15 protein-coding genes and 1 pseudogene are annotated in these 26301 nt (G+C 59.5%); 6 read left to right on the top strand and 10 right to left on the bottom strand.

Features of this window, described 5'->3' with window-relative positions; all coding sequences use genetic code 11:
- Positions 1–194: 194 nt before the first annotated feature.
- Complete coding sequence (locus tag BV034_RS11925) at positions 195–1670, bottom strand: hypothetical protein (protein WP_050027238.1); 1476 nt, start codon at positions 1668–1670, stop codon at positions 195–197.
- 147 nt (positions 1671–1817) lie between these two features.
- A complete protein-coding gene (locus tag BV034_RS34685) occupies positions 1818–4595 on the bottom strand; it encodes a hypothetical protein (RefSeq protein WP_081887750.1) in 2778 nt (925 codons plus the stop codon).
- Between the two features lie 821 nt (positions 4596–5416).
- On the opposite strand from BV034_RS34685, the gene BV034_RS11910 reads away from it, so the two are divergent.
- The 3 genes from BV034_RS11910 to BV034_RS11900 all read left to right on the top strand — a co-directional run bounded on the left by BV034_RS11910 (position 5417) and on the right by BV034_RS11900 (position 10756).
- The gene (locus BV034_RS11910; protein WP_050027235.1) at positions 5417–6775 is read left to right on the top strand and encodes a sorbosone dehydrogenase family protein; all 1359 of its coding nucleotides are present in this window, start codon (positions 5417–5419) and stop codon (positions 6773–6775) included.
- Positions 6776–6874: 99 nt separating this feature from the next.
- Positions 6875–9409 (top strand): DUF1592 domain-containing protein, encoded by a 2535-nt coding sequence (locus BV034_RS11905; protein WP_050027234.1) that lies wholly within the window; start codon positions 6875–6877, stop codon positions 9407–9409.
- A gap of 3 nt (positions 9410–9412) precedes the next feature.
- Positions 9413–10756 (top strand): DUF1552 domain-containing protein, encoded by a 1344-nt coding sequence (locus BV034_RS11900; protein WP_050027233.1) that lies wholly within the window; start codon positions 9413–9415, stop codon positions 10754–10756.
- An 87-nt stretch (positions 10757–10843) separates the two neighbouring features.
- Here BV034_RS11900 and BV034_RS11895 read toward each other — a convergent pair whose 3' ends face one another.
- From BV034_RS11895 to BV034_RS11875, 5 genes are all read right to left on the bottom strand, one after another.
- On the bottom strand, positions 10844–12715 hold the full coding sequence (locus tag BV034_RS11895) for a DUF1549 and DUF1553 domain-containing protein (protein WP_050027232.1): 1872 nt from the start codon (positions 12713–12715) through the stop codon (positions 10844–10846).
- A gap of 4 nt (positions 12716–12719) precedes the next feature.
- Positions 12720–14135 carry a DUF1501 domain-containing protein gene (locus tag BV034_RS11890; protein ID WP_050027231.1) on the bottom strand — a complete coding sequence of 472 codons (1416 nt, stop codon included), beginning with the start codon at positions 14133–14135 and terminating at the stop codon, positions 12720–12722.
- Between the two features lie 105 nt (positions 14136–14240).
- Positions 14241–15083, bottom strand: a complete 843-nt coding sequence (locus tag BV034_RS11885) for an AraC family transcriptional regulator (protein ID WP_050027230.1) — start codon at positions 15081–15083, stop codon at positions 14241–14243.
- 15 nt (positions 15084–15098) lie between these two features.
- Positions 15099–15863, bottom strand: a complete 765-nt coding sequence (locus tag BV034_RS11880) for a class I SAM-dependent methyltransferase (RefSeq protein ID WP_050027229.1) — start codon at positions 15861–15863, stop codon at positions 15099–15101.
- A 57-nt stretch (positions 15864–15920) separates the two neighbouring features.
- On the bottom strand, positions 15921–17981 hold the full coding sequence (locus BV034_RS11875; RefSeq protein WP_050027228.1) for an FAD-dependent oxidoreductase: 2061 nt from the start codon (positions 17979–17981) through the stop codon (positions 15921–15923).
- A 200-nt stretch (positions 17982–18181) separates the two neighbouring features.
- On the opposite strand from BV034_RS11875, the gene BV034_RS34190 reads away from it, so the two are divergent.
- The gene (locus tag BV034_RS34190) at positions 18182–22564 is read left to right on the top strand and encodes a PVC-type heme-binding CxxCH protein (RefSeq protein ID WP_063768756.1); all 4383 of its coding nucleotides are present in this window, start codon (positions 18182–18184) and stop codon (positions 22562–22564) included.
- A gap of 131 nt (positions 22565–22695) precedes the next feature.
- Here BV034_RS34190 and BV034_RS11865 read toward each other — a convergent pair whose 3' ends face one another.
- The 3 genes from BV034_RS11865 to BV034_RS11855 all read right to left on the bottom strand — a co-directional run bounded on the left by BV034_RS11865 (position 22696) and on the right by BV034_RS11855 (position 23834).
- Positions 22696–22992: a hypothetical protein gene (locus BV034_RS11865; protein WP_050027227.1), complete on the bottom strand. Its 297-nt coding sequence runs from the start codon at positions 22990–22992 to the stop codon at positions 22696–22698.
- A gap of 312 nt (positions 22993–23304) precedes the next feature.
- Entirely contained in the window at positions 23305–23625 is a 321-nt protein-coding gene (locus tag BV034_RS11860; RefSeq protein ID WP_050027226.1) for a hypothetical protein, read from the bottom strand.
- A gap of 2 nt (positions 23626–23627) precedes the next feature.
- Positions 23628–23834 (bottom strand): hypothetical protein, encoded by a 207-nt coding sequence (locus BV034_RS11855; RefSeq protein WP_050027225.1) that lies wholly within the window; start codon positions 23832–23834, stop codon positions 23628–23630.
- Between the two features lie 239 nt (positions 23835–24073).
- Here BV034_RS11855 and BV034_RS11845 point away from each other — a divergent pair, with 239 nt between their 5' ends.
- Together BV034_RS11845 and BV034_RS11840 are read left to right on the top strand one after the other, a co-directional pair.
- Positions 24074–25744 carry a CocE/NonD family hydrolase gene (locus BV034_RS11845; protein ID WP_265592900.1) on the top strand — a complete coding sequence of 557 codons (1671 nt, stop codon included), beginning with the start codon at positions 24074–24076 and terminating at the stop codon, positions 25742–25744.
- A gap of 275 nt (positions 25745–26019) precedes the next feature.
- Positions 26020–26301 (top strand): annotated as a pseudogene (locus BV034_RS11840) (bifunctional NADH-specific enoyl-ACP reductase/trans-2-enoyl-CoA reductase); the annotation flags it as partial.

Here is a 26301-nt window from a genome sequence, read left to right as displayed (position 1 = left end):
AGTCAAGCTGGCTACCATGCCCGTGGCCACGATCGCAAGGTGCCTGATCAATGACAAGCGGCGATAGGAGTGAAGTCTGCCAGAATCACTGGCGCTCGATTGCGATGCCTTCATAGAGGAAATTCTTTAAGCAAAAGATCAGATCACGGGGCGCAATGCGCAGCCCCAACAGTCAATTAGGATGGTTCCGTCGACTAGGCAGCACTACCCATCTTGTCTGCGATTTCATATGCACGCAGATTGATCTCGGAAGCTCCCTCTAACAGTCTTTCATAAGGAACAAGCGAGGCGCTCACGATGCCTTTGTTGGATCGCACCGTTTCCGCGTTGGTCGTCATCACCGCGTCGTCTGCATAGCGGTGCCAGTGCCAACCAACACACACCGCACTCTGCAACAAAGCCAGCGTGTAATTCTGGTAGAAGAGACCGCGCTCCTCCTGAGTTGCCACCAGGTCACCAGCGCCACCCGCATTGGTAAAATTCGAGTCGTGGCCCTTCACATAAAATTCTCCGATCAGCACGGGCTTGTTGCCAGCCCAACGTGACCACTGCCGCAATTGTCCAGGCATCACCACGTCCATGCCGTAGGGATTCACGGATACCACGTCCAAATACTTGCCAGCCACCTCCCACATCGGCTGAAGATTTCGCTCCCACGAATAGTAACGCGAGCCCAACTGGAGATGATCAGGATCATGCTTGCGGATTGCTGCCGTCGTGATGCGGTAGTACCACTCAAAAGCATGGGCCGCCCATGCTGCGCTATCCTCCTCCCGGATTATCTTCTTTCCACGTTCCGCCCACCAACGACGAGCCTCGCGACCACATTCGCCATACAATGGATCATCCACCGAAATTTTGAGATAGCCATCCAGGGACGGAGGCATCAGCTCGTTGTCTGAGAAGTACCCAATTAGCCATGGATCATCCTTCAACGCAGCCACCCGTTGACAGCGCTCCGCACAGAAGGCCTCAAAACCGGGGTGAAATGCCGGAAATCTAACGCCCCGCTTGATAGGATCACGAACTCTCAACCCCGCGGCAAAACATTCCATCAAGCCGTTGGGACGTCGGCCTCTAATGATCTCGGGATCACCTTTCTGACCGAAATCAAAGTAGACGAAAGGAATCCCAGGAATCGGAGAATACACCGCGTCGCCAACGGAAGTTGCGGACCAGTTTCCTGCGCTGTTGAATCCGTAGTTCTTCAGCTGTGCCACCGTTTTTTCAGACCATGACTTGACCCCACCCATCTGCTCCACAACCTTGCTGACCTCATCACTTCCATCAGGACTGATGGTGTTAATCCCCTTGCTCAGGAAAGGGTGACCATCTGGATCCACCAACCACCAGCGGCCATCCACCTTCTCGGCGCGGAACTTGCCAGAAGCTTTCCACTGTACAGACGCATTGCCGCCGTATTGGCTAAGTTGAGCCTTCGGCTCTTCTTCGCTTTTTGGGTAATAGCGCTGTACCGTCCTGACCCGATGATAGCGCCAGCCTTGCTCGCTTCCGTTGCGCCTCACCCGGATGAAAGCTCCAGAAGCTTCGCCTGCAATCTCCTCTGCCGACACGCCCGAGATCGCTGCGGGCAATGCCGCCAGCCCTGCCATCTTCATAAACTGCCGTCGGGAAGGGTGGCTGATGGGATCGCACAAGTTGTTGTTCATTGCCATTGAGTGTGGTCAAATATTGCGGTGAGCGGTGGCCCAACATCAGGGCATTTGCTGAAATCCTAATCTTGTACCACGCTCAGTAACTCGGAATCACTTGCGGGAGTTCAGTGTTAACAAATTTCCGCCCCCCGGCTTACCAACCTACTCCAACCGTGTGTAAATGAAGAGCTGCGCTAGTTTGGAGGAGTTGTTCGAATCAAGAGGATCACTGCCCTCTTCGATTTCCTTACCGTCATCGACACCGTCGCCATCAGTATCAGTTAAAGTGGGGTCAGTGCCGTATTCGAATTCCTCCGCATTTGTAAGGCCGTCGTTGTCGTCGTCTCCCGAGAATGAGGCGTCGAGATCTCCAAAATGCTTGATTTCCCACCAGTCGGGTAGGCCGTCGCCATTGGGAGATTCACTGTCGTAGGGCACTCGGATCACGACTGCATCCGATATTAGTGATGTTCTTCCACCAGCATCAGTACCGTACGCGGAGAAGCTGAATTCGCCCCAAGTTTGAGGCGCAAAGTTCATTGACAGAGGCAATGAGGATTTAACTGCCGCGGGTCTTTCGTGGTGTAGGTATGTGATTGAACCACTCCCATAGACAAAACCTGCCTCAATTTCAATTTGGGATCCTAAGGGTACAGTTTCATAAACACCAGGTGACATCATTGCAATCGAAGGGGAGTCATGCAGCAAATTTACACCATTAATTGCCCGCGCTTCCACTCCCTGAGGCAAAACCTCGCTAAGTTGGCCGTTGCTCGCGTGCCCCCAACAGGCAACGGTGCCGTCTTCTTTAAGAGCGACAGCATGGTAGCTTCCCGCAGCTATACGAACAACCCCCTTCATATGGTTGATTTGGGTAGGCACACTTTTGGATATTGTTGATCCGTCCCCCAGTTGCCCATAAGAATTGTCGCCAAACGACCATACTGAACCGTCATTACGCAAGGCTAAAGAATACCCAAAACCTGCCGCAACTTGCACTACGTCACTCAGACCCACTACTTGAATGGCTACAACCCTAGAAATTAGAGTACCATCCCCCAGTTGTCCTGAGCTGTTGTAGCCAACGGCCCATACGGATCCATCTCCCTTTAGCATCAAGGTATGACCAAACCCCGCACTTATGTCAACAATTTCACTCACCCCTGTCATTTGAACAGCAGCAACCCTATTCTGCGTTGTACCGTCGCCGAGGCTTCCGCCATTGTTGCCACCAACACACCAGACGGTGCCGTCGTTTTTGAGCACGACCGTGTGAGATGCTCCTGCCGCAACTTTCACACCACTTGTAATTCCAAGAACCTTCACTGGCACATTGCGACCTGTAGTGGTACCATCACCGAGCTGACCTACAAAGTTCTCCCCGAAGGTCCACACAGTTCCATCATCTTTAAGCGTGACGACATGACTAAACCCCGCCGCTATGTCTATGATATTTGAAAGATACTGCACCTCTGCTGGTGTGTGCCTGTTTGCTAGCGTGCCGTCACCCAGCTGCCCGCTCTCATTCAGTCCAAAGGATAAGACTGCCCCACCGTAAGTCAATGCAACCGAGTGCCCTACCCCGCCCGCCACTTTGACTATGCCACTTAAGCCACTGATCGTTTGAGGAAGCGCACGATTCACAACTCCTTGAACACCCAGCTGCCCGGTTTCATTGAATCCAAAGGCTTTTACGCCCCCTCCTTCCTCAATGACAAAGGTGCTATCGAAACCGGTTGCAATCGAGATTGCATTGCTCGAGGAACTGCTTTCAACAGGCGTAGCCATAACCCGCTTAGAGGGATACCCAAGTTCACCTGATGAATTTGAGCCACAAGACCACAGAGAGCCATCAGTCTTAAGCAGTAATGTGTGTGAGTACCCGGCTTGGATGGCGGCCACACCTGTCACACCGACCATCGCAGCTGGTGTCTCCTTTCTCAGAATTGTCCCTGCACCCAACTGGCCCTGAGCATTCCCACCAAAGCTGAAGACAGTTCCGTCGTTTTTGAGCAGGAATGTTGACACTTGCCCTGCAGAACAAGCTACGATTCCGTTCAAATTGGGCAGAGTTGCAGCAGTCGATTTTGCAATTGTCGTTCCATCGCCCAATTGCCCCTGACCATTGCCGCCCACAGTCATTACAGTGCCGTCACTCTTTACGATAACGGAATGCTGAGTGCCCGCAGAAACGTCCACAGCACCCGTTACCCCCACCATTTGCACCGGTGTATATCTAAAGGCAGTAGTCCCATCCCCGAGCCCCCCATTTGTGTTCTGCCCGAAGGACCAAACCGTACCGTCACTTCTGAGTGCGAATGTACAATTTACTCCAGCTGCAATCTTAGTAATGCCCGTGAGCCCGGGCACTTGCACTGGCGTTAGTCTTGTAGTTGTAGTGCCATCTCCCAGTTGACCAGCAATGTTGGAACCAAAAGTCCAAACAGTTCCGTCCGACTTTAACGCTATCGAATGAGTATTGCCCGCAGCAACGTCAACGATATCAACAAGGCCAACGGCCTGAACTGCAACTGAACTTGCAGCGGTCGCCCCATTTCCAAGCCGCCCTGCATTGGCTCCAAAACCCCAAACTGTTCCATCCCACTTGAGAACAATCGTGTGCCCCGTACCCGCCGCAACAATGCGTACATTTGTCAGGCCAAGAGCCGGCACAGGGGTCACACTATTTGTGGTTGTCCCGTCACCGAGTTTACCCGACAAATTAGAGCCAAATCCCCAAAGGGTGTGATCATCCTTAACAAAGAATGTCGAACCGTTACCTGCAGCAACCCGAGCAGCCCCTTGAGCGTGACCATTGCCCATGAAAACCAGCCCAATCAACACGCAAGTCACACGCAACAGCACACAACCATCAACAAGTCTCGAACAACATATGCCGATGGTTTGAGAACTCATACGATTTCGAAAAATGTTCGTCATAAACAGGCTCTGATTTTCAACTCAATCCACAATACCTTCCCGTCGCTCAAAGCACTTGAGATTCAGCGTTGTCAACCCCCCACGGACTTTTACATTTAACTCCTCCACCCCGACCTCTTTCGAGAAGCCCCGTACTCTAACCAGATTGGCCAAACGTCGATAAACAACAGGAGCCAGTCTTGCGTATGCAAGTTGCGTGATTTCACTGAATCCGGCAAGATAAATTTTTGTCATTTCCTACGTCCCAGGTCATCTATCTGAATACGCAATCTTGCGATCCGCATCTCTCGTTGAGAATAGTAGTGTAGTATTGAGAGATCGGTATTTTTGAAGGATTGCGGCAACTATACAGCTAAAGCATTTGCTTAGCGCTCAAATGGACTTGTCTTTATTAGTCAATTGCAGTCTACAGATATAAAACAATTTATTCGGCATGGAATATATTGCACCAAAGGAATCTTTCCTATACCCCACAGGTTTCATGTCCATGTCCACACGTTGCATTTTCAGGCAGTCAGCACTGTCCGATTCTTGGCGCACACCATGGGCTATCTATTCTTATTTAGACCATTAGCTTGCGGCAAATCAGGGGAACCGCAGCTTAGCCGTGAATCCAGGGGTAGCGGTGTGGGATCGCAAGGTACCGCTTTGGAATAGGACGATATCTCACACACGACTGGGCAGCTTCACATTTGAGTCTGAGCGATGCCTCTCTTCGTTTTCGAAATTGTTTTCAGCCCCCGGACGGCACTAGACCAACGAGCCCGCTACAGCCGGGATCGGAGGACATCACGATCTCTTGAGAACCCCTATCTGTTCCCATGAGGCACCCGTCCCCTTCCCGGCTGTTGAGCGCAGGCACCGCAGCGCTGCTCATTCTCCCCTTCCTCACCCACCCTGCCGCTGGCCAGGAGGCAAAGGTGAAGAACTTCGACCTCCTCACCGGCGAGTCCGCCATGGGTGACTGGACGACCGATGCTCCCGGGGTGCGCCGCAAGCTCACCCTGAAGGACCTCCCGCCACCTAATGAAAAGGAATCGGTGCGGAACCAGCCCAAGATCGTGAAACGTCCCAAGGACGCCTGGCCCAAGGTACCGGAGGGATTCAAGGTGGATCTCTATGCTGCGGACTTGAAGAAACCGCGCGTGCTGGTGACAGCCCCCAACGGGGACATCTTTGTGGCGGAGAGCAAATCGGATCGCATCACCGTCCTGCGCGACAACGACGGCGACGGCAAGGCTGATGCCTCTGAGGTCCTCTCCACAGATCTCAAGCAACCCTTCGGCATTGCCTTCTATCCGCCCGGCAACAAGCCGACCCATGTCTATGTGGCCAACACGGATTCCATCGTGCGATTTCTTTATACCAAGGATCTCATGAAGGCCCAGTCCAAGCCTGAACAGATCGCCAGCCTGTCAGGCGGCGGTCAGCTCACGGGCGGCGGCCACTGGACGCGGGACATCGTGTTCTCCAAGGACGGCAGCAAGCTCTATGCATCCATCGGCTCCAAGTCCAATGCCAGCGACGATGAGGTGGAGAACGACCGTGCGCGCATCTTTGTCATGAAACCGGATGGCAGTGACATGAAGGTGTACGCCACCGGCATCCGCAATCCGGTGGGGCTGGCGATCCATCCTACCACAGGTGACCTCTGGACCTCGGTAAACGAACGCGACGAGATCGGCGATCATCTGGTGCCGGATTACGTCACCCGCGTGAAGGAGGGCGGCTTCTACGGCTGGCCCTGGTACTACATGGGCGGCCATCAGGATCCCCGGCATCCCGGTAAACATCCCGAACTCAAAGCCAAGGTCATCACGCCCGACGTGATGCTCCAGTCGCACTCTGCCTCGCTCGATCTGGCGTTCTACAACGATGACCAATTTCCTGCCCAGTACCGAAATAGCGCCTTTGCCGCGCAGCACGGATCGTGGAACCGCACCCGCCGCACTGGCTACAAGGTGATCCAGATCCCCACCAACGATGGGGCTGCCACGGGCGAGTATGTGGACTTTCTCACAGGATTCGTCACCGCAGACGGGGATGTCTGGGGGCGCCCTGTGGGAGTGACCGTCGCCAAGGACGGTGCCCTCCTCATCAGCGATGATGCAGGGGATTGCATCTGGCGGGTCTCCTACCAGGGGAAACTCCTGGTGCCCGCTCCGCCCAAGGCACCCTAGGGGCCTCACCTACCCCTGTCGCAGGCTTGAGTCCCTCCTCCCGGGCGGGGCATCACTTGATGTGCTGGATGGGCGGGCTGGTGACAATTGATTAAAGCGATGCTGTTCTCCAGATTCTCCGTCACCCCACTCGTTCTCGCCAGCGCGCAGGCTTTCGCATCAGTTCCGGCCCACCAGCCGGATGCGAAGGGATTTGCCAGCATCACCCAGCCCTTCATCCAGCAGAACTGCATCAGCTGCCACGGGCCGAAGAAGCAGAAAGGCGAGCTCCGCCTCGACACGCTGCCCAATGACTTCTCGGATCCGACGACGGCCAAGAAATGGGCGGAGGTGCTGAACACGGTAAACAGCCACGAGATGCCGCCGGAGGAGGAGGACCAACCCACTCCGGAAAGCGCAGGTAAATTCACCGACTGGCTCACCTCAGAACTCGGGCGAGCGGAAATCGCGAAACGCAGCTCTGGCACGGTCATGCGCCGCCTCAACCGGGCGGAGTACAACAACACGATCCGCGATCTCGTGGGCATCGATTTCGATGCCGCAGAGAGTTTCCCACAGGATCCGCCAGCGGGTGGCTTCGACAACATCGGCCAAGCGCTCACGGTTTCGCCGCTCCACATGGAGCTGTACTACGCCACCGCGCGCCGCATCCTTGATCGCGCCATCGTGACCGGCGAGAAACCGCCGACCATCAGGTGGCACTTCGAGCCGGAGGAGCACAAGGACAAGAGCGACGGCGCGCGCATCAAGCGCGATGGCAAGGACATCATTCTGGGCAAGGGCTCATTGCCCGCGGAGAACGGCTTCGCAGTGATGCACCACGCCGGATGGGACCGCGTGGTCTATGCCCGCAATCTCGCGCTCGCCAATCCCGGCAAATACACGATCCGCTTCCGCGCTGCGGGTCGCATTCCCACTCGCGCCCAGGTGATCGAGGGTGCCAAGCTGGTCCTGGCCCAGCGCCGTGATCAGGCCATTGCCAAGGGCTCCAGCCGTGAATATCAACAGGGCCTCTACGATGCCGATCTCAAGCACTTCGAGACGCACCGGATGTATGATTACGGAGCACCCCGCGTAAAGGTGGTGACGAACATCGGCGGGGTGCCGAAGGTGATCGCGGAAATGGACATCAACGCCACCGAAGCCGAGCCGAAGGTGTATGAGGTGACCGCAGACTTCACCAAACAGAAGTCCCACATTCAGTTCGAGTACGCTTACTCGATCCCTTCTGTGCTTGACCGCGACTGGCAGATCAAACCGGAGTTCGCTGCCCCGCTCCTGCTGATCGATTGGTTCGAACTGGAAGGTCCGATCAACACCGTCTGGCCGCCGGAAAGCACCAACCGACTGGTGGGCGATCGCTCCATCGCCGACGAACGTGAGCGGGCCCGGAAGATCCTCGAGAACTTCATGCCGCGGGCCTTTCGCAGACTCGTGACCAAGGAGGAAATCGAAAGCCGCCTGCTGATGTTCGATGCCAACCGGCCGAAGAAGCCATCGTTCGAGGAAGCCATCAAAGTGCCGCTTGCCTCCGTACTCACCTCGCCAAATTTCATCTATCTCATCGAACCCGCGAGGACTGGAGATGAGAAGAAGCTCACGCCTTTCGAGTTTGCCTCTCGCCTGTCATATTTCCTGTGGTCGTCCATGCCGGATGACACGCTTTTCCGTCTGGCTTCCAGCAGAGAACTGATGAAGCCGGACGTGGTCAAGGCGCAGATCGACCGCATGCTGGCCGATCCCAAAAGCGAGGCTCTGGTGCAGAACTTCACCGGTCAGTGGCTCGGCCTGCGCAAGGTGGGATCAAATCCACCGGTGAAAAACATCTACCCGGAATACGACCGTCATTTGGAAGTATCCATCGTCCGCGAGAGTGAGGCGTTTTTTGAGGAGATCCTGCGCAACGACCTGGATTCGCGGAACCTGATCAAGAGCGACTTCGTCACCATCAACGAGCGGCTCGCCAGGTTCTATGGCATCCCCGGCGTGAAGGGCGATGAGTTCCGGAAAGTGAAGGTGTCCCCAGAGTCACACCGCGGCGGCATCGTCACCCAAGCCTCCATTCACTCGATCACTTCCAATGGCACACGCACGTCGCCCATCTCGCGTGGCGTGTGGGTGTTGAAAACGATGCTTAATACCGACCCCGGCCTGCCCGTTGCCAATGCCGGCGAACTGCCTTCCAAGGTACCCGGCATTGGCAAGGCGACCGTGCGCCAGCGGCTGAACATCCACCGCGAGGCGGCCGCCTGCGCCCGCTGCCATGACAAGATCGACCCCCTGGGTTTCGCTTTAGAGAATTTCAATGCCGCAGGTGAATGGCGGGAGATCGAGTCCAGCGGCTGGAACGGCCGCGAGCAGCCAAATGATCCCAAGATCGATGCCTCAGCCACCATGCCGGACGGCACGAAATTCATCGGCGTGCAAGGGCTGCAGGACGCGCTGTTGAAGCAGCAGGACAAGTTCCTCGGTGGGCTCTCCGCCAAGCTCCACACCTACGCCCTCGGCCGAGAACTCGGCTTTTCCGATCAGCCGATGATCGATGCCAGCGTCGCGAAAATGAAAGCGGACCACTACACGCTACGCTCGCTCATCCTGGCCATCGTCGCCTCCGAATCCTTTGCCTCCAAGTAAGCCATGCACATCCTTTCCAACACCCCGCTCGCCCGCCGCACTGTCTTGCGAGGACTGGGCGTCAGCATCGCCCTGCCACTTCTGGAAGCGATGGCACCACGCGCATCCTACGCCGCCTCCACGCTGAAAACCGCAGTGAAGGGCGCAAAGAGCGCGCCCCGCATCATCTACTGCTACGTGCCGAATGGTGTAAACATCTTCGACTGGATCCCGAAGGACAATGGCAGCGGCTACCAGCTCTCCCCGACGCTCAAGGTGCTGGAAAAGCACCGGGATGACTTCTCCTTGATCAGCGGGCTGAGCCACCATCACGCCGAGGGCGGCCACAGCGGCGCGGATACCTGGCTCACCGGGGCCCGCCTGAAAGCGGTGCCCGGCAAGGACTACTCGAACACCATCTCGGCCGACCAGGTCATCGCGGAGGCCATTGGAGCGCAGACCCGTTTCCCCTCCCTGGAGCTGTCGGATGAATCCGGCACCGGCGCGGCTTTGCAGACCCACACGCTGGCGTTTGATCGCAATGGCACGCCCCTTCCGGCAGAGAACAGTCCCCAGCGGTTGTTCGAGCGGTTGTTCGTCCCTGAAGACGCCTCCTCCCGCGAGGCCATTCTGCAGCTCTATGCGGAGAAGCGGAGCATTCTGGACAACGTGCTCGGCGAGGCAAAATCGCTGCGCGGCAAACTCGGTGTCAGTGACCAGCAAAAGCTCGATGAATACCTTGTCTCCGTCCGCCAGACCGAGCAGCGGCTCCAGCGGCAGGTAGAATGGATCGATGTCCCGAAACCGAATGTCCCCGCCGACGGTCTGCGCCTCTCCAGCCAACCGACCACCGGCCGGGATCGTGCCGCGTGGCTGGAGACCATGCTGGACATCAGCTATCTGGCCTTTGCCACGGATACCACGCGGGTGATCACCTTCGAGTGGTCCACCGAATCCCACGGCTTTGGCGGCGCAGGTGAAAGCCACCATGAACTCTCCCACCACGGTGGCGATGCGGGCATGCTCGCGAAGCTCGCCAACATCGACCGCTTCCACCTCGCGTGCCTTGATCGTTTCCTGACGAAACTCAAGAGCGCACAGGAGGAGAACCAGAGCCTGCTGGACAACACCACCGTAGTTTACGGCTCCGGCATGAACAACGGCGAGCGCGGCGGACACCTTGGCACCAACCTCCCGCTGCTCATCGCCGGTGGCAAAGCCCAGGGCTACAAGCACGGCCAGCACCTCGCCCACGACTCGGCGAAAGGCCCACCCCTCACCAATCTCCTTCTGTCGACCATCCAGAAAATGGGTGTCGAAACCAGCACCTTCCAGGACTCTAGCGGCACGCTCACAGGCGTGGATTGATAGAGGGTTGAGAGGACACAGAGGTTCACAGAGGAAAATCTCGTCATCAAAACTCTGTGAACCTCGGTGGTGAAAATGGAACTCGCCTCAGTCCACGTAGCAGAAGGCACTCGAGTTGATCATAGCCAGGCAGTAGTCCGCTACCACCTCTTCCAGGCTGCGAGTCAACCCTGCCTGTCGGGTGAGGAACGCCTCTCCCAGCGCACGTTCCGCCTCTGTGGGCGGCCGGGACAGGCAACGCCATGACACCGCATTGATGATGGCGTCCGGATCCGAACCTGTGGCATCCAATACCTTCCGGGCCATCTTTTGGGCCAGGTCCACGCTGAACGCCGAGTTCATGAGCATGAGTGACTGCGGGGCCGTCGTGGACACCTCCCTGCGGGCACAGGTGGCCAGGGCATCTGGCCGGTCAAAGATCTCAAACAACGGATATCTCAAGTTGCGCCGGGCAAAAACATAAATGCTCCGCCGGCCGTGCTCGGCAGCATCCTCCGTGACCTTTGCCTGCTCGGCACGCAGCGTCACCTTCACCTCAGGAGGAAGCGGCAGCCGCACACTGGGACCGCCCGTCTTCAGACTGAGCAGACCACCCGCGGAAAGCAAAGCATCCCGGAGGGCCTCCCCCGTCAGCCGGCGGCGGTTCATTCGCGAGTACCATTGGTTCGTGGAGTCCACGGTGAGACAGGCCGAACCCGCGGTCACCACGCTGGCCTGCCGGTAGGTGGTGCTCATGACCATGAGCTTGCGCAGTGCCTTCACGCTCCAGCCCTGCCGGGGCAGCTCTGTGGCCAGCCAGTCCAACAGCTCCGGATGGGTGGGAAGCTCGCCCTGGGTGCCCAGATCTCCGGGACTGCCCGCCAGCGCCCGCCCAAAGTGCTCCTGCCACACCCGGTTCACCGCGGTTCGCAGAAACAATCCATTCTGCGACTGCCCCAGCCAGGCAGCCAGCGCGCTGCGCCGCCCGCTGCTCCGCTCCCTGGGGGAAATGGCGGGCACTCCCGCCTGTGCATCCGCGATCCGCGGCCAGGCAGGCACGACCTGCGGCCCGGGACGATTGAAGTCACCCCGGATGCTCACCACGGTCGGCCGCCCCTGTGGCCCACGCTCCACCATACCAGGCAGGAGCTGTTTGTCCCGTTGCAGGTCTGCCAGATTCTCAAAGAACGCCCGCAAGCGGTAGAAGTCCGCCTGGCTCAGCGGATCATAGGGATGATCGTGACACTGGGCACAGCCAATCGTCAGCCCCAGAAATGCTGCTCCCACGGTGGTGGTGATCTCATTCAGCACCACATGCCGTCGCTCATCCTGGTTGTTGATGTCAGGCATGTCTGGCCCTGCCATCAGGAAGCCCGTGGCGATGGCCTGATCGTCGGTCAGTTCATCCCCAGCGATCTGAAGGCGGACAAACTCGTCGTACGGCACGGCCCGATTGATGGCCGTCACCACCCAGTCCCGATATCGCCAGGACTGCTTGCGATCCAGGTCATGCTCAAATCCATCTGTCTCGGCAAAGCGGGCCAGATCCAGCCAGCCTTGCGCGGCATGCTCGCCATGCTGCTGCGATGCCAGCAACCGATCCACCAGCGCCTCGTAAGCCTGATCCGCCTGGAATGCCGCCACTTCAGCCTGTGTCGCAGGCAGCCCGGTGAGATCAAAGGTCACGCGCCGGATCAGTGTGGCAGGATCCGCAGCAGGACTCAACACCAGCCCTTTGTCCTCCAGTCGGGCGAGGATGAAGCGGTCAATGGGATTGCGAACCTGATCTGCGTGTTTGACCTCCGGAGGCTGCGGTCTCAGCAGAGCGCGAAACGCCCAGTGTTCACGATCCTTGCCCGTGATCGGCACTTCATCCCGGACCGGCTCCGTGGAGGCCTTGATGGCCCGCGCCAGCAGCCCGGGAGTTCCTACCCATAACATGCCTGCAAGAGCCAGGCCGGTGACGAACGCGGTTCTCATGAGGTCACGCGAGAATTCCCTTCACCACGTGGCCAGCCACATCCGTGAGCCGGTCATCGCGACCATGATGACGGTAGGTCAGCCTTTCATGATCCACGCCCAGCAGGTGCAGGATGGTCGCGTGCAGATCATGCACATGCACCTTGTCCCGCTCCGCCCGCAGGCCCAGCTCATCCGTTGCCCCGTGCACATGGCCGCTCTTGACCCCGGCTCCGGCCACCACCGTGGTGTAGCCATAGGGGTTATGGTCTCGACCCGTCCCCTTCTCACTCATGGGCATGCGACCGAATTCCCCGCCCCAGATGACCAGCGTGTCCTCAAGCAGACCGCGCTGCTTCAAATCCCGCAACAGACCAGCGACGGGCTTGTCCGTTCGTTCGCAGTGCAGAGTGTGATTTTTCAACACATCTTCATGCGCATCCCAGCCGTTGGTATCGCCAGAGTACAACTGCACAAAACGCACTCCGCGCTCGATCATGCGACGCGCCAGCAGACAACGGGTGCCAAACTCTCTCGTGACAGGATGGTCCAGCCCATAGAGCTCACGCGTGGCCTCTGTCTCACGACTGATGTCCACCGCTTCTGGGGCGGCAGACTGCATCCGATAGGCCAGTTCATAGGCTTCCAGACGCGCCAGAAGCTGGGTGTCCCTTTCCCGTTCCCCGGCGTGCAGTTCGTTCATCTGCCTCACAAGATCCAGGGTAGAACGCTGCCTCCGCGAAGTCATGGCTCCGGCGGGCTTGAGATCCAAAATGGGTTGTTCACCCGGACGCATCGTGGTCCCTTGGTAAGTAGCCGGAAGATATCCATTCCCCCACGCCGGTGGCCCGCCCTTGAGACCACCGCCCGGGTCAGGCATCACGACGAAGGCAGGCATGTCTTCATTCTCCGAGCCCAATCCATACGATACCCAGCTACCCAAGCTGGGCCGCCCCATCAGGATCGAGCCTGTGTTCATCTGGTACACAGACTGGGGGTGATTCACACTGTCCCCGTGGCAGCTTCGGATGAGACAGAGCTCATCCGCCAGAGCCGCCATGTGCGGCAGGAAGTCACTGATCTCAATGCCGGACTGTCCACGCGGTCGAAACGGCTTCACGGGTCCCAGCAGCGGATTCTGCGCCACCTTGCGCCGGGTCTCAAAGTTGCCGAAGCTCTCAGGCAACGACTTCCCTGCATAGCGCACCAGGTCGGGCTTGGGGTCCAGGAGATCGACGTGGCTGGGCCCTCCATGCATGAACAGCCAGATGACCCGCTTGGCCCTGGGGGCAAAGTGGGGACCGCGAGCTGCCGAGGCCACCTCCGCCCCTTTCAAGGGAGAAGAAGCCATCAGGTGCGCCAGTGCCACGCCGCCCAAACTCATGCCAGTACCGCCCAGAAACTGGCGGCGGCTCAAGGCAGGATCAAAAGGTGACGGCATGACCAAACAAAGTCGATTGGACTCTGGACGCGGTTGGCCGTCACGTTCTTGCGTCGGGATTGACGAATCTTATCCAAATGGAAAAATCGTCCATCCTCTTGCGCATCACCGTCGGCGGTACTCGCTCGGGGCACACCCTACCCAGCGCTTGAAGGCTCGGGAAAAGACCAGTCCGTCCCGATAGCCCACCTCACCCGCCACCACCTCCACCTTGTCACTGGTGGTCTCCAGAAGCTGCCGGGCCCGTTGCATCCGCATGTAGGTGAGGTGCTGCATGGGACTGCGGCCCAGCTCGCGCTGGCAGACACGTCGCAAATGTTCCCCGCTGGAGTGGTAGGCCCTGGCCAGTGTCTCCAGCGTCCAATCCTCAGCAAGGCTCTGCTGCACACTCGTCCACAAGGTCCAGAGCCGGGCCTCCATCTCAAATGGCTGCGCCGCACGACGCGCCAGCCCGTGGGCCAGCTCGATCCAGTGGTGCAGGAGTTTGGGATCACGGTGCCCCGCCCATTCCGTCCGCAGCCCATCAATCGCTCGGGCGATCTCCATCGCTCCTTCCGCTGCCAGCACGGGAGAAGACGCCCCCACCATCGGTGACACGAACGCTGGCTCGTCATACCGCAACCAGGCAAAGCGCCAGACATCCGCCCCCTCTGCGTGAAAGGCATTCAGCACCCGGGGCGGTGCCATGCAGACCATGCCTGCACCGACTCGCTGCCAGCGGCCGTCCAGCAGCACTCTTCCTTTACCCGCAGTGCATGCCAGAACAAAGCTGCCCGCCGGCTGCAATCGCACCCGCCGGTAGGGCATCCACGCCTCATCCAGTCCGAGCCGGGCGATCCGGTGCGCGGCGAGCTCCCGGCACTCCCCGCTCTCCAGCACCCATCGTTTCGACCGCGGGCCATCCCGCGTTGTTTCTACGAACTCCATCTCCTCCTTGCCTGATCTCATGATGCTAAAGGAGTGTCAGCCTTCAAAACAGCCGAGATAGACATTCGTATCATAGTCAAAGAAGACCTTCCCCTCTTCCTGGTGCATTTCGAACAGAGCGTCCAGATCCTCAAGCATGGGCCCGTAGCCAGACTGTCCTGCCGCAGGAACATAAGACGAGGACAGCAGCCTTCCCCGCAATCCCTCCCGGTCAAACACCTGCCGGTTGAAAAAGGAATGGCAGCCAAAGTGGCCGGGCCGGAAAAACTCGGCGAGCATCACCTCGGAGATCCTTGTGTGGTCCACGTCCTTGTAATCCGTGCCGTGTTGCATGAGGAATGCCTCGTAGGCGATCAGGAACGAGGAGGTGGTGGTCAGACGCTTGTTCCAGATCAGCGCCACCGCCCCCTGAGGCCGCAAGATCCGCTGGAACTCCACCTTGGCGCGTACCGGGTCAAACCAGTGAAACGCCTGCCCGGCAGACACCAGATCCACACTGCGGTCCGGGAGCCCTGTCCCCTCGGCCGTGCCCGCCACGCTGTGCAGTCGGGGGTAGCCAGCCAGCAGGCGCTCGGCGGCCGTGCGCATCTCCAGATTGGGCTCCACCGCGAAGACCTCGTTCCCTGCTTGCAGGTACATTTCAGTGAGAATCCCCGTACCGGAACCCACATCGGCCACGACGGAATGCTCATTCCAGCCAGCCTCCTGTCTCAGCAGGTCGAGGACTGCTACGGGATAACCCGGCCGGTATTTGACGTAGTTGTCAACACGGTCTGAGAAACGTGCGGTCGGGTCGGACATGGCCGAAGCCTACGTCCACCCGACTCAGAAAAAAAGGGAAATCACTGAGGCCCCACCTCACTTCACCGGGAGCCATTGCACCGCATCCACTGAGACAAAGCCCTTGGTACCAGCGTTGCTCACCTGCACGGCGGCAGGCTGGTTGGCCGCAAAATCGAAGGTTCCCAGGCTGACAAATACCTTGTCATGCACGCCCGCCTTGCGCTCATCCACCGTCACCTTGGCAACGCCGCCCGCGTGGGTGATCTCCACCGGGACACTCGCAGCACGATTGGGCGCAGACGAGTAGGCGAAGCGCACCTCATACTTGCCCGCCGTGGGAAGCTGAGCGACAAAACGGGCGGTCTTCTCCCCTTTGCCGGCGTCGGCGTCATTGTGACTGGCATCATCCACCGGAGCCCCATAGCCACTGGACACCCAGGAACCGGTGAACTCCGCATGCGCATCATCCACCACCACGCCAGCCAGTTGATCTGAGGCGGGCCCAAGCACCAGGTTGGGCAAATCCAGCACCGCCTTTTGCTCACGCAACTTCGCCTGCAGAGCCGGGACGGAAACGTCCTGCACCGCCACGTTCCCCTTCACCGCCATGGCCGCAGAGAGACCACTGGCATGCCCCAGCGCCATGTACACGGGCTCCATGCGCAGCGAGCAGGTGGCGATGTGTGAGGCGGACAGGCACACGGGTACGAGGAGATTATCACACTCCGCCTTCTTGGGCACGATGGAGCGATATGGAATCTGGTACGGCTTCGCGGGAGCGTCCTGGAAGGAGCCTTCGTCCGTGACCGTGCCATCTTCCGCCACGATTCGCTGCACAATGTGGCAATCGATGACAAAGGAACCCATGCCCACCGTGTCCGGCTTGAAGATCTCCCGCTGCACATCGCGCTGGGTCATCACGTAGTCGCTGACCATGCGCCGCCCTTCCCGCACATACAGCGCATAGGGCCAGTGACCGTTGTCGGTGAACTCGTCTTTGCACAGGCCCCAGGTGTTGGTTTCGTCCCGCAGCTTCTGCGGCACCCGGGAGTCATTGCCCAGAAAGTACAGCAGCCCCTGCACATAGTTCACATGGTCCTTCCAGATGCGTTCTCGCGTAGAGGCATCCCCTTCCAGATAGCCGACGTTGCCTCCCGGATAGTCTGTGGAGAACAATCCCTGGGCATTCAAATCCACCTTCCCATGGCCGATCTGTCCCAGGTGGACGAGACGTCCGAACGCCACCTCGGGGTAGCTTTGAATCAATCTCAGCAGCAGTTCGTACCGGGCAGGCTCATAGCCCTCAGGCTTCGGGAAAGGCACACGAATGTCCGGCCGTTGCGTCACACAAACCCGGAAGTTGTAAGCTTGCGTCAGCTTGTCGGCGTCGCCAGGCTGACCTTTAAGTTCCGTGACGCCGAACAGCAACTTGCCGTCCTCACCTTGGGCATTGATTTTACAAGGTGTGCCATGGATGTAGTGCGGTCCGGTGCCTCCCACGCATTTGCACGCCACGCCCATGACATCTGAGCCATGCGGGCGAACCGGCATCGGGTGGATTCCCGCCAAAGGCTCGCCGTACTGCGCTTTGCTCTCCCGCCCCAGTGTGTGCCTCACGCCAGATGCCGCCAGCAGATCCCCTTCATACGTCGCGTCCACAAAGACCCGCCCCTGATACGCCTGCCCATCGGCGGTGGTGAGGCTCGTGATCCGTCCACTCTTCTTCTCCAGTGCTTTCAAGGCCTGTTCCGTCACCACTCTCACGCCCGCTTCTTTGAGCATGGCCTGGAACGCGGCCATGTTCGCCTGCGGCTCTGCATACCACATGGGTGTCCCCGGCTTCACCGCAGCGGCTCTGGCAAAATACTCCCGCGGAAATCCACCGATGCATTCCTGCTTGCCCAGATCCGTGGAGGAGAGCCCACCCGTCACCATCCCACCAATCCATTTGGTGGGCTCGATTACGACCACCGACGCCCCTTCTCTCGCCGCGGTGATGCCTGCGGCAAGCCCGGCAGGCGTGCCGCCATAGACCACGAGATCAAACGAGTCCGCCGGTGCCGCAGTGGCACCCGCAGCAAGACCTATTGCAGCCACAGCAAGGTGCCTGAAGCGCGGAAACAGATGGAAAAACATGACTGAATGGAGCAGAATTGAGTTCTGCTACGATGAGTCCTCCACCCCGAAAAATGGACAGGTATTTTGAACCACCCGTTCGGCCCAGGACTACCGCAGGAACACCTTGCCCCTTTCAGATGCATCTCCCGCTGGTGGATTTCTGCCATGGATTCCGGCACCCGGGCAGCGTTTAATGTCTCATCCACCTTTTCTGCCCCATGCTTCTTTCCCACGCCCGACTGCTCCTTTGCCTCCTGCCCTTGCTCGCGCTTCCCTCAACGCACGCAGAAACGGTGCCCCTCTTTGATGGCAAAACGCTCAACGGCTGGGAGGGAGATGCCAAACTCTGGAAAGTTCAAGACGGACTCATCACCGGTGGATCACTGACAGAAAAAGTGGCTCACAATGACTTCCTGGCCACCACACGAAGCTATCACAACTTTGACCTCCGGCTGAAAATCAAAGTCACCGGCACGGAAGGTTTCATCAACAGCGGCGTCCAGATCCGCAGTGTGCGGGTGCCGGGGAACAGTGAAATGAGCGGTTACCAGGTGGACGCCGGTGATGGCTGGTGGGGCAAGCTCTATGACGAGTCCCGTCGCAACAAGGTGGTGGGTGAACCCAAGGACGCTGCCGCCGTGGCTGCGGCGGTGAAGAAGGATGACTGGAACGAATACCGCATCCGCACCGAAGGACCGCACATCCAGTCGTGGATCAATGGGGTGCCGGCGTTGGACTACACCGAGGGTGAGGCAACCATCGCCCAGGACGGGCGGATTGGCATTCAGGTGCACGGCGGTGGGAAAGCGCTCGTCCAGGTCAAGGAAATTACCATTGAAGAACTCGCCCCGACCACAGGAGCCACCACCTGGGAGAAGCTGGGGGGCTATCCAGGAATGAAGGCGAAGCTGAGCGCTGCCGCCAAGCCTGCCGACCAGAAGCCTGCCCGGGACATCAGCTACAACAGCGTCAGCACCGCCGCGCTCACCCCTGAGCAGGAACTGGCGTCCTTTAAGGTGCCCGATGGGTTCAAGGTCGAACTCGTGGCGGCGGAGACTGACAACATTGGCAAGTTCATCTCCGTGGCCTGGGACCATGCGGGCCGCATGTGGACCATGACCGCCCTGGACTATCCCGTGGATGCCAATGAGAACCGCCCCTTTGCGGAAGCGCTCTACAAGAACGGCGGACGGGACAAGCTCGTAGTCTACGACCAACCCTATGGTCCCGGACCGGCCAAGCCGCGCATCTTTGCAGAAGGGCTGGCGATTCCCCTGGGCATCCTACCTTGGAGTGATGGCGTCTATGCCCAGCATGGACCGGACATCCGCTACTACCGGGACAAAGATGGTGACGGCAAGGCGGATGGCTTTGACACCATTCTCTCCGGGTTCGGCATTGATGACTCGCACCTCTTCGCCCACCAGTTCACGCCCGGACCGGGAGGCTGGATCTATCTGGCCCAGGGTGCCTTCAATCACGGTGAGGTGCGGCGTCCGGACGGCAGCAACTTTTCCACTGGCGGACTGTTCTCGGCGAATCCGCAAAAGAGCGTGCCCTTCAGCTTCTGCAAGCTCGCCCGCATGCGTCCCGATGGCTCCGACTTCCAACTCGTCTCCAGCGGACCCAACAACATTTGGGGATTCGCCGTGGATCGCACCGGGGAGATGTTCATGCAGGAGGCCAATGACATGGGCTACCCCATCATCCCCTTCCGCCCCGGCACCCACGTCCCTGGAATCGGCAGCCAGAAGCTCAAGCCCTACGCCCCGGTCCAGCCCCCTTCTCTGAGCCCGCCCCAGATGGGCGGCACGGGCCTCTCTGGCCTGGCAATCAAGGAGGAGTCTGACTGGCCCGCCGCCTTCACTGGCGAAGGCGACCACCGCATCTTCTACCTGGCCAATCCCATCACCAACCGCGTCCAGGCAGTCAAGGCCTCGGCCAACCGATCGGGATACACCTTCACGAAGATGGAGGACTTCATGACCAGCACAGACCCGTGGTTCCGCCCCATTGCCATTCAGTTCGGTCCGGACGGCGCGCTCTATGTGGTGGACTGGTACAACAAGATCATCAGCCACAATGAGGTGCCCCGCATCCATCCGGATCGCGACAAGACGCGCGGCCGCATCTGGCGCATCCGCCACAAGGACCAACGCCCTGCGCAGGTACCGGACATGACCAAGATGCCCACGGATGACCTCCTGCTGTATCTCGAGTCTCCCAATCAGTGGGCCCAGAATGCCGCGTGGCAGCAACTCGTCCAGCGCAAGGCTCAAGACCTGCTGCCCACACTGAAGGCTCTGGCGATGGACGAGAACAAATCGTCCGACACGCGGATTCATGCACTCTGGACCTGGGAAGAACTGGGTGGTGCCGCCCCCACCCCTCTCGCAGGGCTGATCAAAGAAGCAGATCGAGATCTCCGTCGCGAGGCGGCCCGTGCCACCGGCACCTTTGCCCCCGCTCTGGGCCAGGTTGAAACAGTTAATCTCCTGAAACCCATCCTGGCCGACTCCGACGCTGAGGTGCGTTTTGCGGCGGTTCTTGCCATTAACAACATCAAACAGCCAGAACCTGCCGTGCTCGATCTGGCCGCCCGTTTTGCCGTCCCACCGGACTCAGCCACGCCGTATGAGGCCGACTTTCAACGCTTCCTGACGCGGGCCGTGCTGGAGCAGCATCCTGCCAAGCTGGCCGCTTTTCTGGACAGCCCTGATGCTGCCGCCCTCCCTGCGGAGGCCAAACTGTTCGCCGCCCTCGCCTTGCCGGAGCTGGAGGCCCTGCCTCGTTTCGTCAATGCCTTCGCCGCAGCCAACCGCGCCCCTACGGACGAAGAGATCGTGCTCCTGCTGAAGGCCCCTCCTGCCCTGGAAAAAGGCGTCACCATCCTGCTCGGTCAGCAGACCAACCGCCACCCCGCTCTGCTGGCAGCGGTTCGCCAGCGCGACCGGGTGGACCGCGCACGCGCCGCCCGCATGCTCAGCCTGGCGGCCTCTGCTCTGGCCAAGAAAGGTGCCGGGGCTCAAATGAATGCGGACCTCGTCGCCTTTGCCGCCACCTTCCCCACTCCCGACCTCGCGCCCACTCTGGTGGATACCGCATTGCATGCCGTGGATGAATCTACCGCGCCAGCATCTGCCAACGTCATCCCCGCTCCCAAGGCCGAAGTCAGACGCCAGCTTGCCCTTGAGGCGCTCACCCTGCTCAGCCCGGACGCCGCTCTTCCGGTGGAACCGTTGTTGAAGGATGAATCCGTCTCGCCGGCTCTGCGTGTCGCTGCGCTGATCGCCCTGGCTCCCAGCAAGCAAGACGCGTTGGCACCGGCTTTCAACACCCTTTGGCCCAAGTTGGGCCCTGTGGAGCGCAGCCGCCTCACCGCAGGGCTTGCGTCAGAAAAATCATCCGCCCGTGTCCTGCTTGCGGCGATTGCCAACGGCACTCTGAAGGACAACGAGATTGATGCCGCCTTGCTGGAGCGGCTTAATGGACTCTACCCAGAAGATCCCGCCATGAAGTCGCTGTGGGATCGCATGGCGAAGAACTTTGTCCGTGTGCTGCAGCTCAACGGCAAGAACGACAGCTATGTGGACAGCAACCTCGATCTCAATGGCCCCTTCACCGTTGAAACGTGGGTGAAGCTCGATGTGGGCATCGACAACGGCGACGGCATCCTGTCCAACGGGAAGAATCTGGATCTGAACTTCTTCGGCAAAAAGTTCCGCGTGTACGTCGGCGGCACCCTTCATGACGTGGCCGTGGCGCAAAAGGAAATAACTCCCGGTGCCTGGACCCACGTGGCAGTGACACGCGATGCCGGCGGAATCTTCCGCATCTACCTCAACGGAGAACTGGATGCCACCAGCACCAAGTCCACCACGGAGTCCTTCGTGCAATGCGACATTGGCCGCACCAGCCCCGCCCCGAAGGGCACCTCGGGCGAACTTACCGAATACCGCGTGTGGAACGTCGCCCGCAGCGCGGCCGATGTTCGCGCCAGCTTTGACCGGACCTTCGCCGGTGAGCCAGTTCCCAACGGTCTGGTGGTCTATCACTCCCCTCTCTCCGACTGGAAGGGGGCCGGCAAGACCACCAAGGTCACTCCCGTGTTGGCCGGCCCACACCTCCTGAGCGCCAAGGACGCCCAAGCCGTCGGAGAAAAACTAGCCAAGTACAAGACCATTTCGCAGAGGCCGGGCGACGCCAAGTCCGGCCAGACCTTGTTCACCGGATTGTGCCTGAGTTGCCACACCCTGGCGGGCAAGGGAGGCAATCTGGCCCCCGCTCTGGACGGCTCCGGTCACCGTGATCTCGATGGTCTGCTGCGAGCCCTGATCACCCCCAACGCCGCCGTCGAGGGCGGCTACCGGGCATTCCGTGTGGACACCCGGGACAACCGCCAGCTTGAAGGCTTCCTGGTCACCCGCGATGACACGGGCATCACCCTGCGATTGATGGGCGGGGCAGAAGTACGCGTGCCTGCCGCTGATGTGGCAAAGGCTGAATTCACCAACCGTTCCCTGATGATCGAGGGCATCCTCGATGCCCTGCCAGAGCAACAGGTGTCCGATTTGTTTGAGTACCTTCGGACCGTGAAGTGATCATCTCTTGAGGATAGTCATGAGGGCCCCGGGTCCCGGAGGGACCAAGGAAATTAGCCGGTGGTGACAACCACCGGTCACCCCAACAACCTGTCGAATTGCGTCCCAGAGGGACGCCGGACCGACCCCGCTCACCGGCCTATCTGCACATGATAGTGTTGTTGGATCCGTCGGACCAGCGCGTCTTCATCAGGAGTGAAGTAACCCCGGTGGCACCCACTGACGAAGTCCGCCGCCCTTGCTACACTGCGCTCCAGCCTCTGCAATTGCCTCAACCTCGTCACCAGTTCCCGGGCATCCACCCGCAATCGCTTTTTCAGCTCCCCTTTTGCCAGCAGTGTGATTTCACCGCTTCGCAGCCGCACTGAGCGACGCGCCACGCGGTTGTTCTCCCATTCCAGAACCCATGGCCGCGGCAAGAGAATCATCGCAGTCGTGCACTTGCTGACTCCTTGGGAACATGAGAGCTGCTTCCAAGAACGGTAGCCTAATGGATGCACCTGCGAGCGTACAGAGGAAACTCAACCCTGGTCGCCCCCTTTCCTAAAATACCGGCATCGTCCTAAACACCACGCTGCCTCGCATAGACCATATTTTCAATCCGTTCAATGGCGGACGCCGATCGAGGCCACGACACCAGAACGTCAATCGCATGCACCAGCCCTCCCGACAGCGTGCGGAAGTTCTTCGGCAATGCATCCGTTACTTTGACCTCCTCACCAGCATGCCACCATGCTCCTTCAAAAAATTGCGGCGAAGCCCAGCATCTCCATGTAGGCCGTGATCTCCTGTTCTGTGGAGAGCCGCCCCGCATACCATGTTTGGCTCACCACCAACCTCGCCGCCTCCTCACCCGGCATCCAGCCCCATCCCTCAATCATGAGGTCATCGTGAAACTTGCGATTCGCATAGTCAGCCTGCCTGAGATACTCCTGCAAACTGCCCCTGGCTCCATACAATCCCGGCTTGGTGAGCTTCACCACCCGCTGCGTCTGGGCATCAAAAAACACCTCATGCTCCTGCCCATGCTCCCGGCAGGTGAGTCTGCGAGTCTCCCTCAATCCTACGACAAGTCGTCGGGGCTCGATGCCAGGGAGCGCACCCAAAGCTCCAGGGGGTCGGTCTCCAGTTCGGGCTGCGCATTCTCCCGCTGAAACAACACCATCTCCTCCAGCGAGAGTGCCGTTGACGAGCTCCATCGCTCCTCCAGGGTCGAGAGGCGGACGGTCTCCGTCGCCACTTCCGGGATCAAGGGTGCTTGTGCTTCCATGGGCAATGAATTCAGGACGGACATACCGGTAGGCCATGCCCCGACAGGGCGGAACCGTTGTGATACTAGATGGCATCAAACCTCATACGTGCGCCACCGCTCCCCCGGAACATCTTCTCGAAATCGTCTCGCACTGCCAATCGCTGACGAACGCCCCCACCTGTAGTCCATTTGTCACGCCTTCTGTTGGTTTCCTCACCCACCAGAAAGTTCTCCGCCCCGCGAGTCGTCTCGTCCCCATGCTGCATTCATTCAGGCATCTCTTTCCCCTCTTCGCATTCGCCGTTTGCTTTGGCGAATCGCCCGCCGCCCCGGCCCCTCTCGGCCTTCCCGGCGTCCGGGAAGAGCACATCACGATCCCCATGCGGGATGGCCAACGCCTGTCCGCTTATCTCTACACCCCGGCGAACGCCCCGGGTAAACTCCCCGCAGTCTTTGAACAACGCTACGCCGACCTCACCGGCACCGGCACCCGCAAAGCGGCCGCCGACCTCGCCCGTGCCGGGTTCGCAGTCGCCATGGTCAACTACCGTGGCACGCATGAAAGCGAGGGCACCTGGATAGGCTACCGTGCCATGCAATGGGGGCCGGTGCGCGATGGCTATGACGTGTGCGAGTGGCTGGCCCAGCAACCCTGGTGCACGGGAAAGATTGGCACCTTCGGCAGCTCGCAGGGCGGCTATGCGCAGAACTACCTGGCCGTCTCCCAGCCGCCTCACCTGACCTGCCAGTACATGGTGGACACCGGTCTCAGCCTCTTCCATGAAGGCTACCGCATCGGTGGTGCCACCCGTCCGGAACGCTACGTGGCCATGGGCAAGGTGGCACGAAACTACGCCGATCACGATGCCCTGCTCGCAGAATGGGACCTTCACCCCAACTTCGATGCCTATTGGCAGGCAGAAGATGCCTCCCGGCATTTCCCCAAGATGAACGTGCCCTGCTTCACCATCGGGAGTTGGTACGACTTCATGAACCAGGGCAGCATCGCCAGCTACATCGGTCGTCAGAAGCAGGGTGGCCCCTCCTCCCGCGGCTCACAACAACTCCTGCTGGGACCATGGCTGCACGGCCGGCTCAACAAAGGCAGCAAGGTGGCAGAAATGACCTACCCGGAAAACGCGACGTTTCCCGAACTGTCCCACATGATCCGCTGGTTTGCCCACTATCTGAAGGGTGAGGACAACGGCGTCGAAAAAGAGCCCTCCGTGCGCTACTACGTCATGGGAGCGACAGGTGAAACAGGGGCTCCGGGCAACGAATGGCGCAGCACCACGGACTGGCCACCCAAGTCAACGCCTACTGCTTATTTCCTGCAATCGGACGGTCAACTTACCACCAGCGTGCCAGTAACCTCCGGCGGTTCCACCAGCTACGCCAGTGATCCTCGCCAGCCCATGAGCATTCCCGGCACGTCCTTTCCCGGAGCCAAAGACGCCCGTCCTTTCGAAGCACAGGCAGAGGTCCGCACATGGACCACCGGCGTGCTGGAGCAGCCTGTGGAATGGACTGGCGAAGTCCAGGCCGAGCTCCACATCAGCTCCACTGCCCGCGACACCGACTTCATCGTCCGCCTCAGCGATGTGTACCCCGACGGCCGCAGCATGCTGCTCATGGACTACCCCATGCGCGCCCGCTATCGCGAAGGATTTGAAAAACAAAAACTGCTCACCCCCGACGAACCCACCCGCCTGGTCTTCCGCGTCGGGCACACCAGCATCATCTTCAACAAAGGCCACCGCATCCGCGTCACCATCGCCTCCACCGGCGCCCCGCTCTACGAACCCAACAACCAGACCGGCGGCCCCCAGACCCGCGACTGGATGAAAACCACCATCAAGGCCATCAACTCCATCTGGCACGACAGCACCCGTCAGTCGAAGATCATCGCACCGCAGGTGGGTTCATGAATCCTAGACAGGATTGACAAGATTTTTAGAAGATTAACAAGATGGGCAAATGGGCGGGATAGGGCGTGGGGTTGGGGATTGAGGAGTCCTTCAACACCTTCTTCTCAGTTGGGTGGCTGGGATCCCTCAATCCTCCTGTTGGCCTCGCCTCGCATGTGAGAGTTCATCTTGTAAATCCGCCAAAAATCTTGTTAATCCTGTCTCAAGAAGCCCCCCTCCGGCCTCACAGAAATCAGTTGCGGCCCCGCCCGGAGCAGACAACGCTGACGGTCTCTATGATCGTTTCCCCTAAAATTCGCGGGTTCATCTGCACCACCGCTCATCCTGAGGGATGTGCAAAGCACGTGGCCGACCAGATTGCGGTCGTGAAGAGCCGCGGCCCTGTGGCGAATGGCCCAAAGAAAGTCCTCGTGATCGGCTCCTCCACCGGGTACGGCCTCTCCTCCCGTATTGCCGCCGCATTTGGCTCGAACGCCGCTACCATCGGGGTGTTTTTTGAGCGTGCTGCCGAAGGCAACCGCACTGGCACTGCTGGCTGGTACAACACGGCCGCTTTT

Source organism: Verrucomicrobium sp. BvORR034 (assembly GCF_000739635.1).
GTDB lineage: Bacteria > Verrucomicrobiota > Verrucomicrobiia > Verrucomicrobiales > Verrucomicrobiaceae > Verrucomicrobium.
The sequence above is the reverse complement of the archived record's forward strand: the minus strand, read 5'-3'. Positions and strand labels throughout refer to the sequence as shown.

Coding starts and splice junctions, on each gene's coding strand:
- BV034_RS11925 (WP_050027238.1), bottom strand. CDS start 1,670: ATGAACAACAACTTGTGCGATCCCATCAGCCACCCTTCCCGACGGCAG.
- BV034_RS34685 (WP_081887750.1), bottom strand. CDS start 4,595: ATGACGAACATTTTTCGAAATCGTATGAGTTCTCAAACCATCGGCATA.
- BV034_RS11910 (WP_050027235.1), top strand. CDS start 5,417: ATGAGGCACCCGTCCCCTTCCCGGCTGTTGAGCGCAGGCACCGCAGCG.
- BV034_RS11905 (WP_050027234.1), top strand. CDS start 6,875: ATGCTGTTCTCCAGATTCTCCGTCACCCCACTCGTTCTCGCCAGCGCG.
- BV034_RS11900 (WP_050027233.1), top strand. CDS start 9,413: ATGCACATCCTTTCCAACACCCCGCTCGCCCGCCGCACTGTCTTGCGA.
- BV034_RS11895 (WP_050027232.1), bottom strand. CDS start 12,715: ATGAGAACCGCGTTCGTCACCGGCCTGGCTCTTGCAGGCATGTTATGG.
- BV034_RS11890 (WP_050027231.1), bottom strand. CDS start 14,135: ATGCCGTCACCTTTTGATCCTGCCTTGAGCCGCCGCCAGTTTCTGGGC.
- BV034_RS11885 (WP_050027230.1), bottom strand. CDS start 15,083: ATGAGATCAGGCAAGGAGGAGATGGAGTTCGTAGAAACAACGCGGGAT.
- BV034_RS11880 (WP_050027229.1), bottom strand. CDS start 15,863: ATGTCCGACCCGACCGCACGTTTCTCAGACCGTGTTGACAACTACGTC.
- BV034_RS11875 (WP_050027228.1), bottom strand. CDS start 17,981: ATGTTTTTCCATCTGTTTCCGCGCTTCAGGCACCTTGCTGTGGCTGCA.
- BV034_RS34190 (WP_063768756.1), top strand. CDS start 18,182: ATGCTTCTTTCCCACGCCCGACTGCTCCTTTGCCTCCTGCCCTTGCTC.
- BV034_RS11865 (WP_050027227.1), bottom strand. CDS start 22,992: ATGATTCTCTTGCCGCGGCCATGGGTTCTGGAATGGGAGAACAACCGC.
- BV034_RS11855 (WP_050027225.1), bottom strand. CDS start 23,834: ATGGAAGCACAAGCACCCTTGATCCCGGAAGTGGCGACGGAGACCGTC.
- BV034_RS11845 (WP_265592900.1), top strand. CDS start 24,074: ATGCTGCATTCATTCAGGCATCTCTTTCCCCTCTTCGCATTCGCCGTT.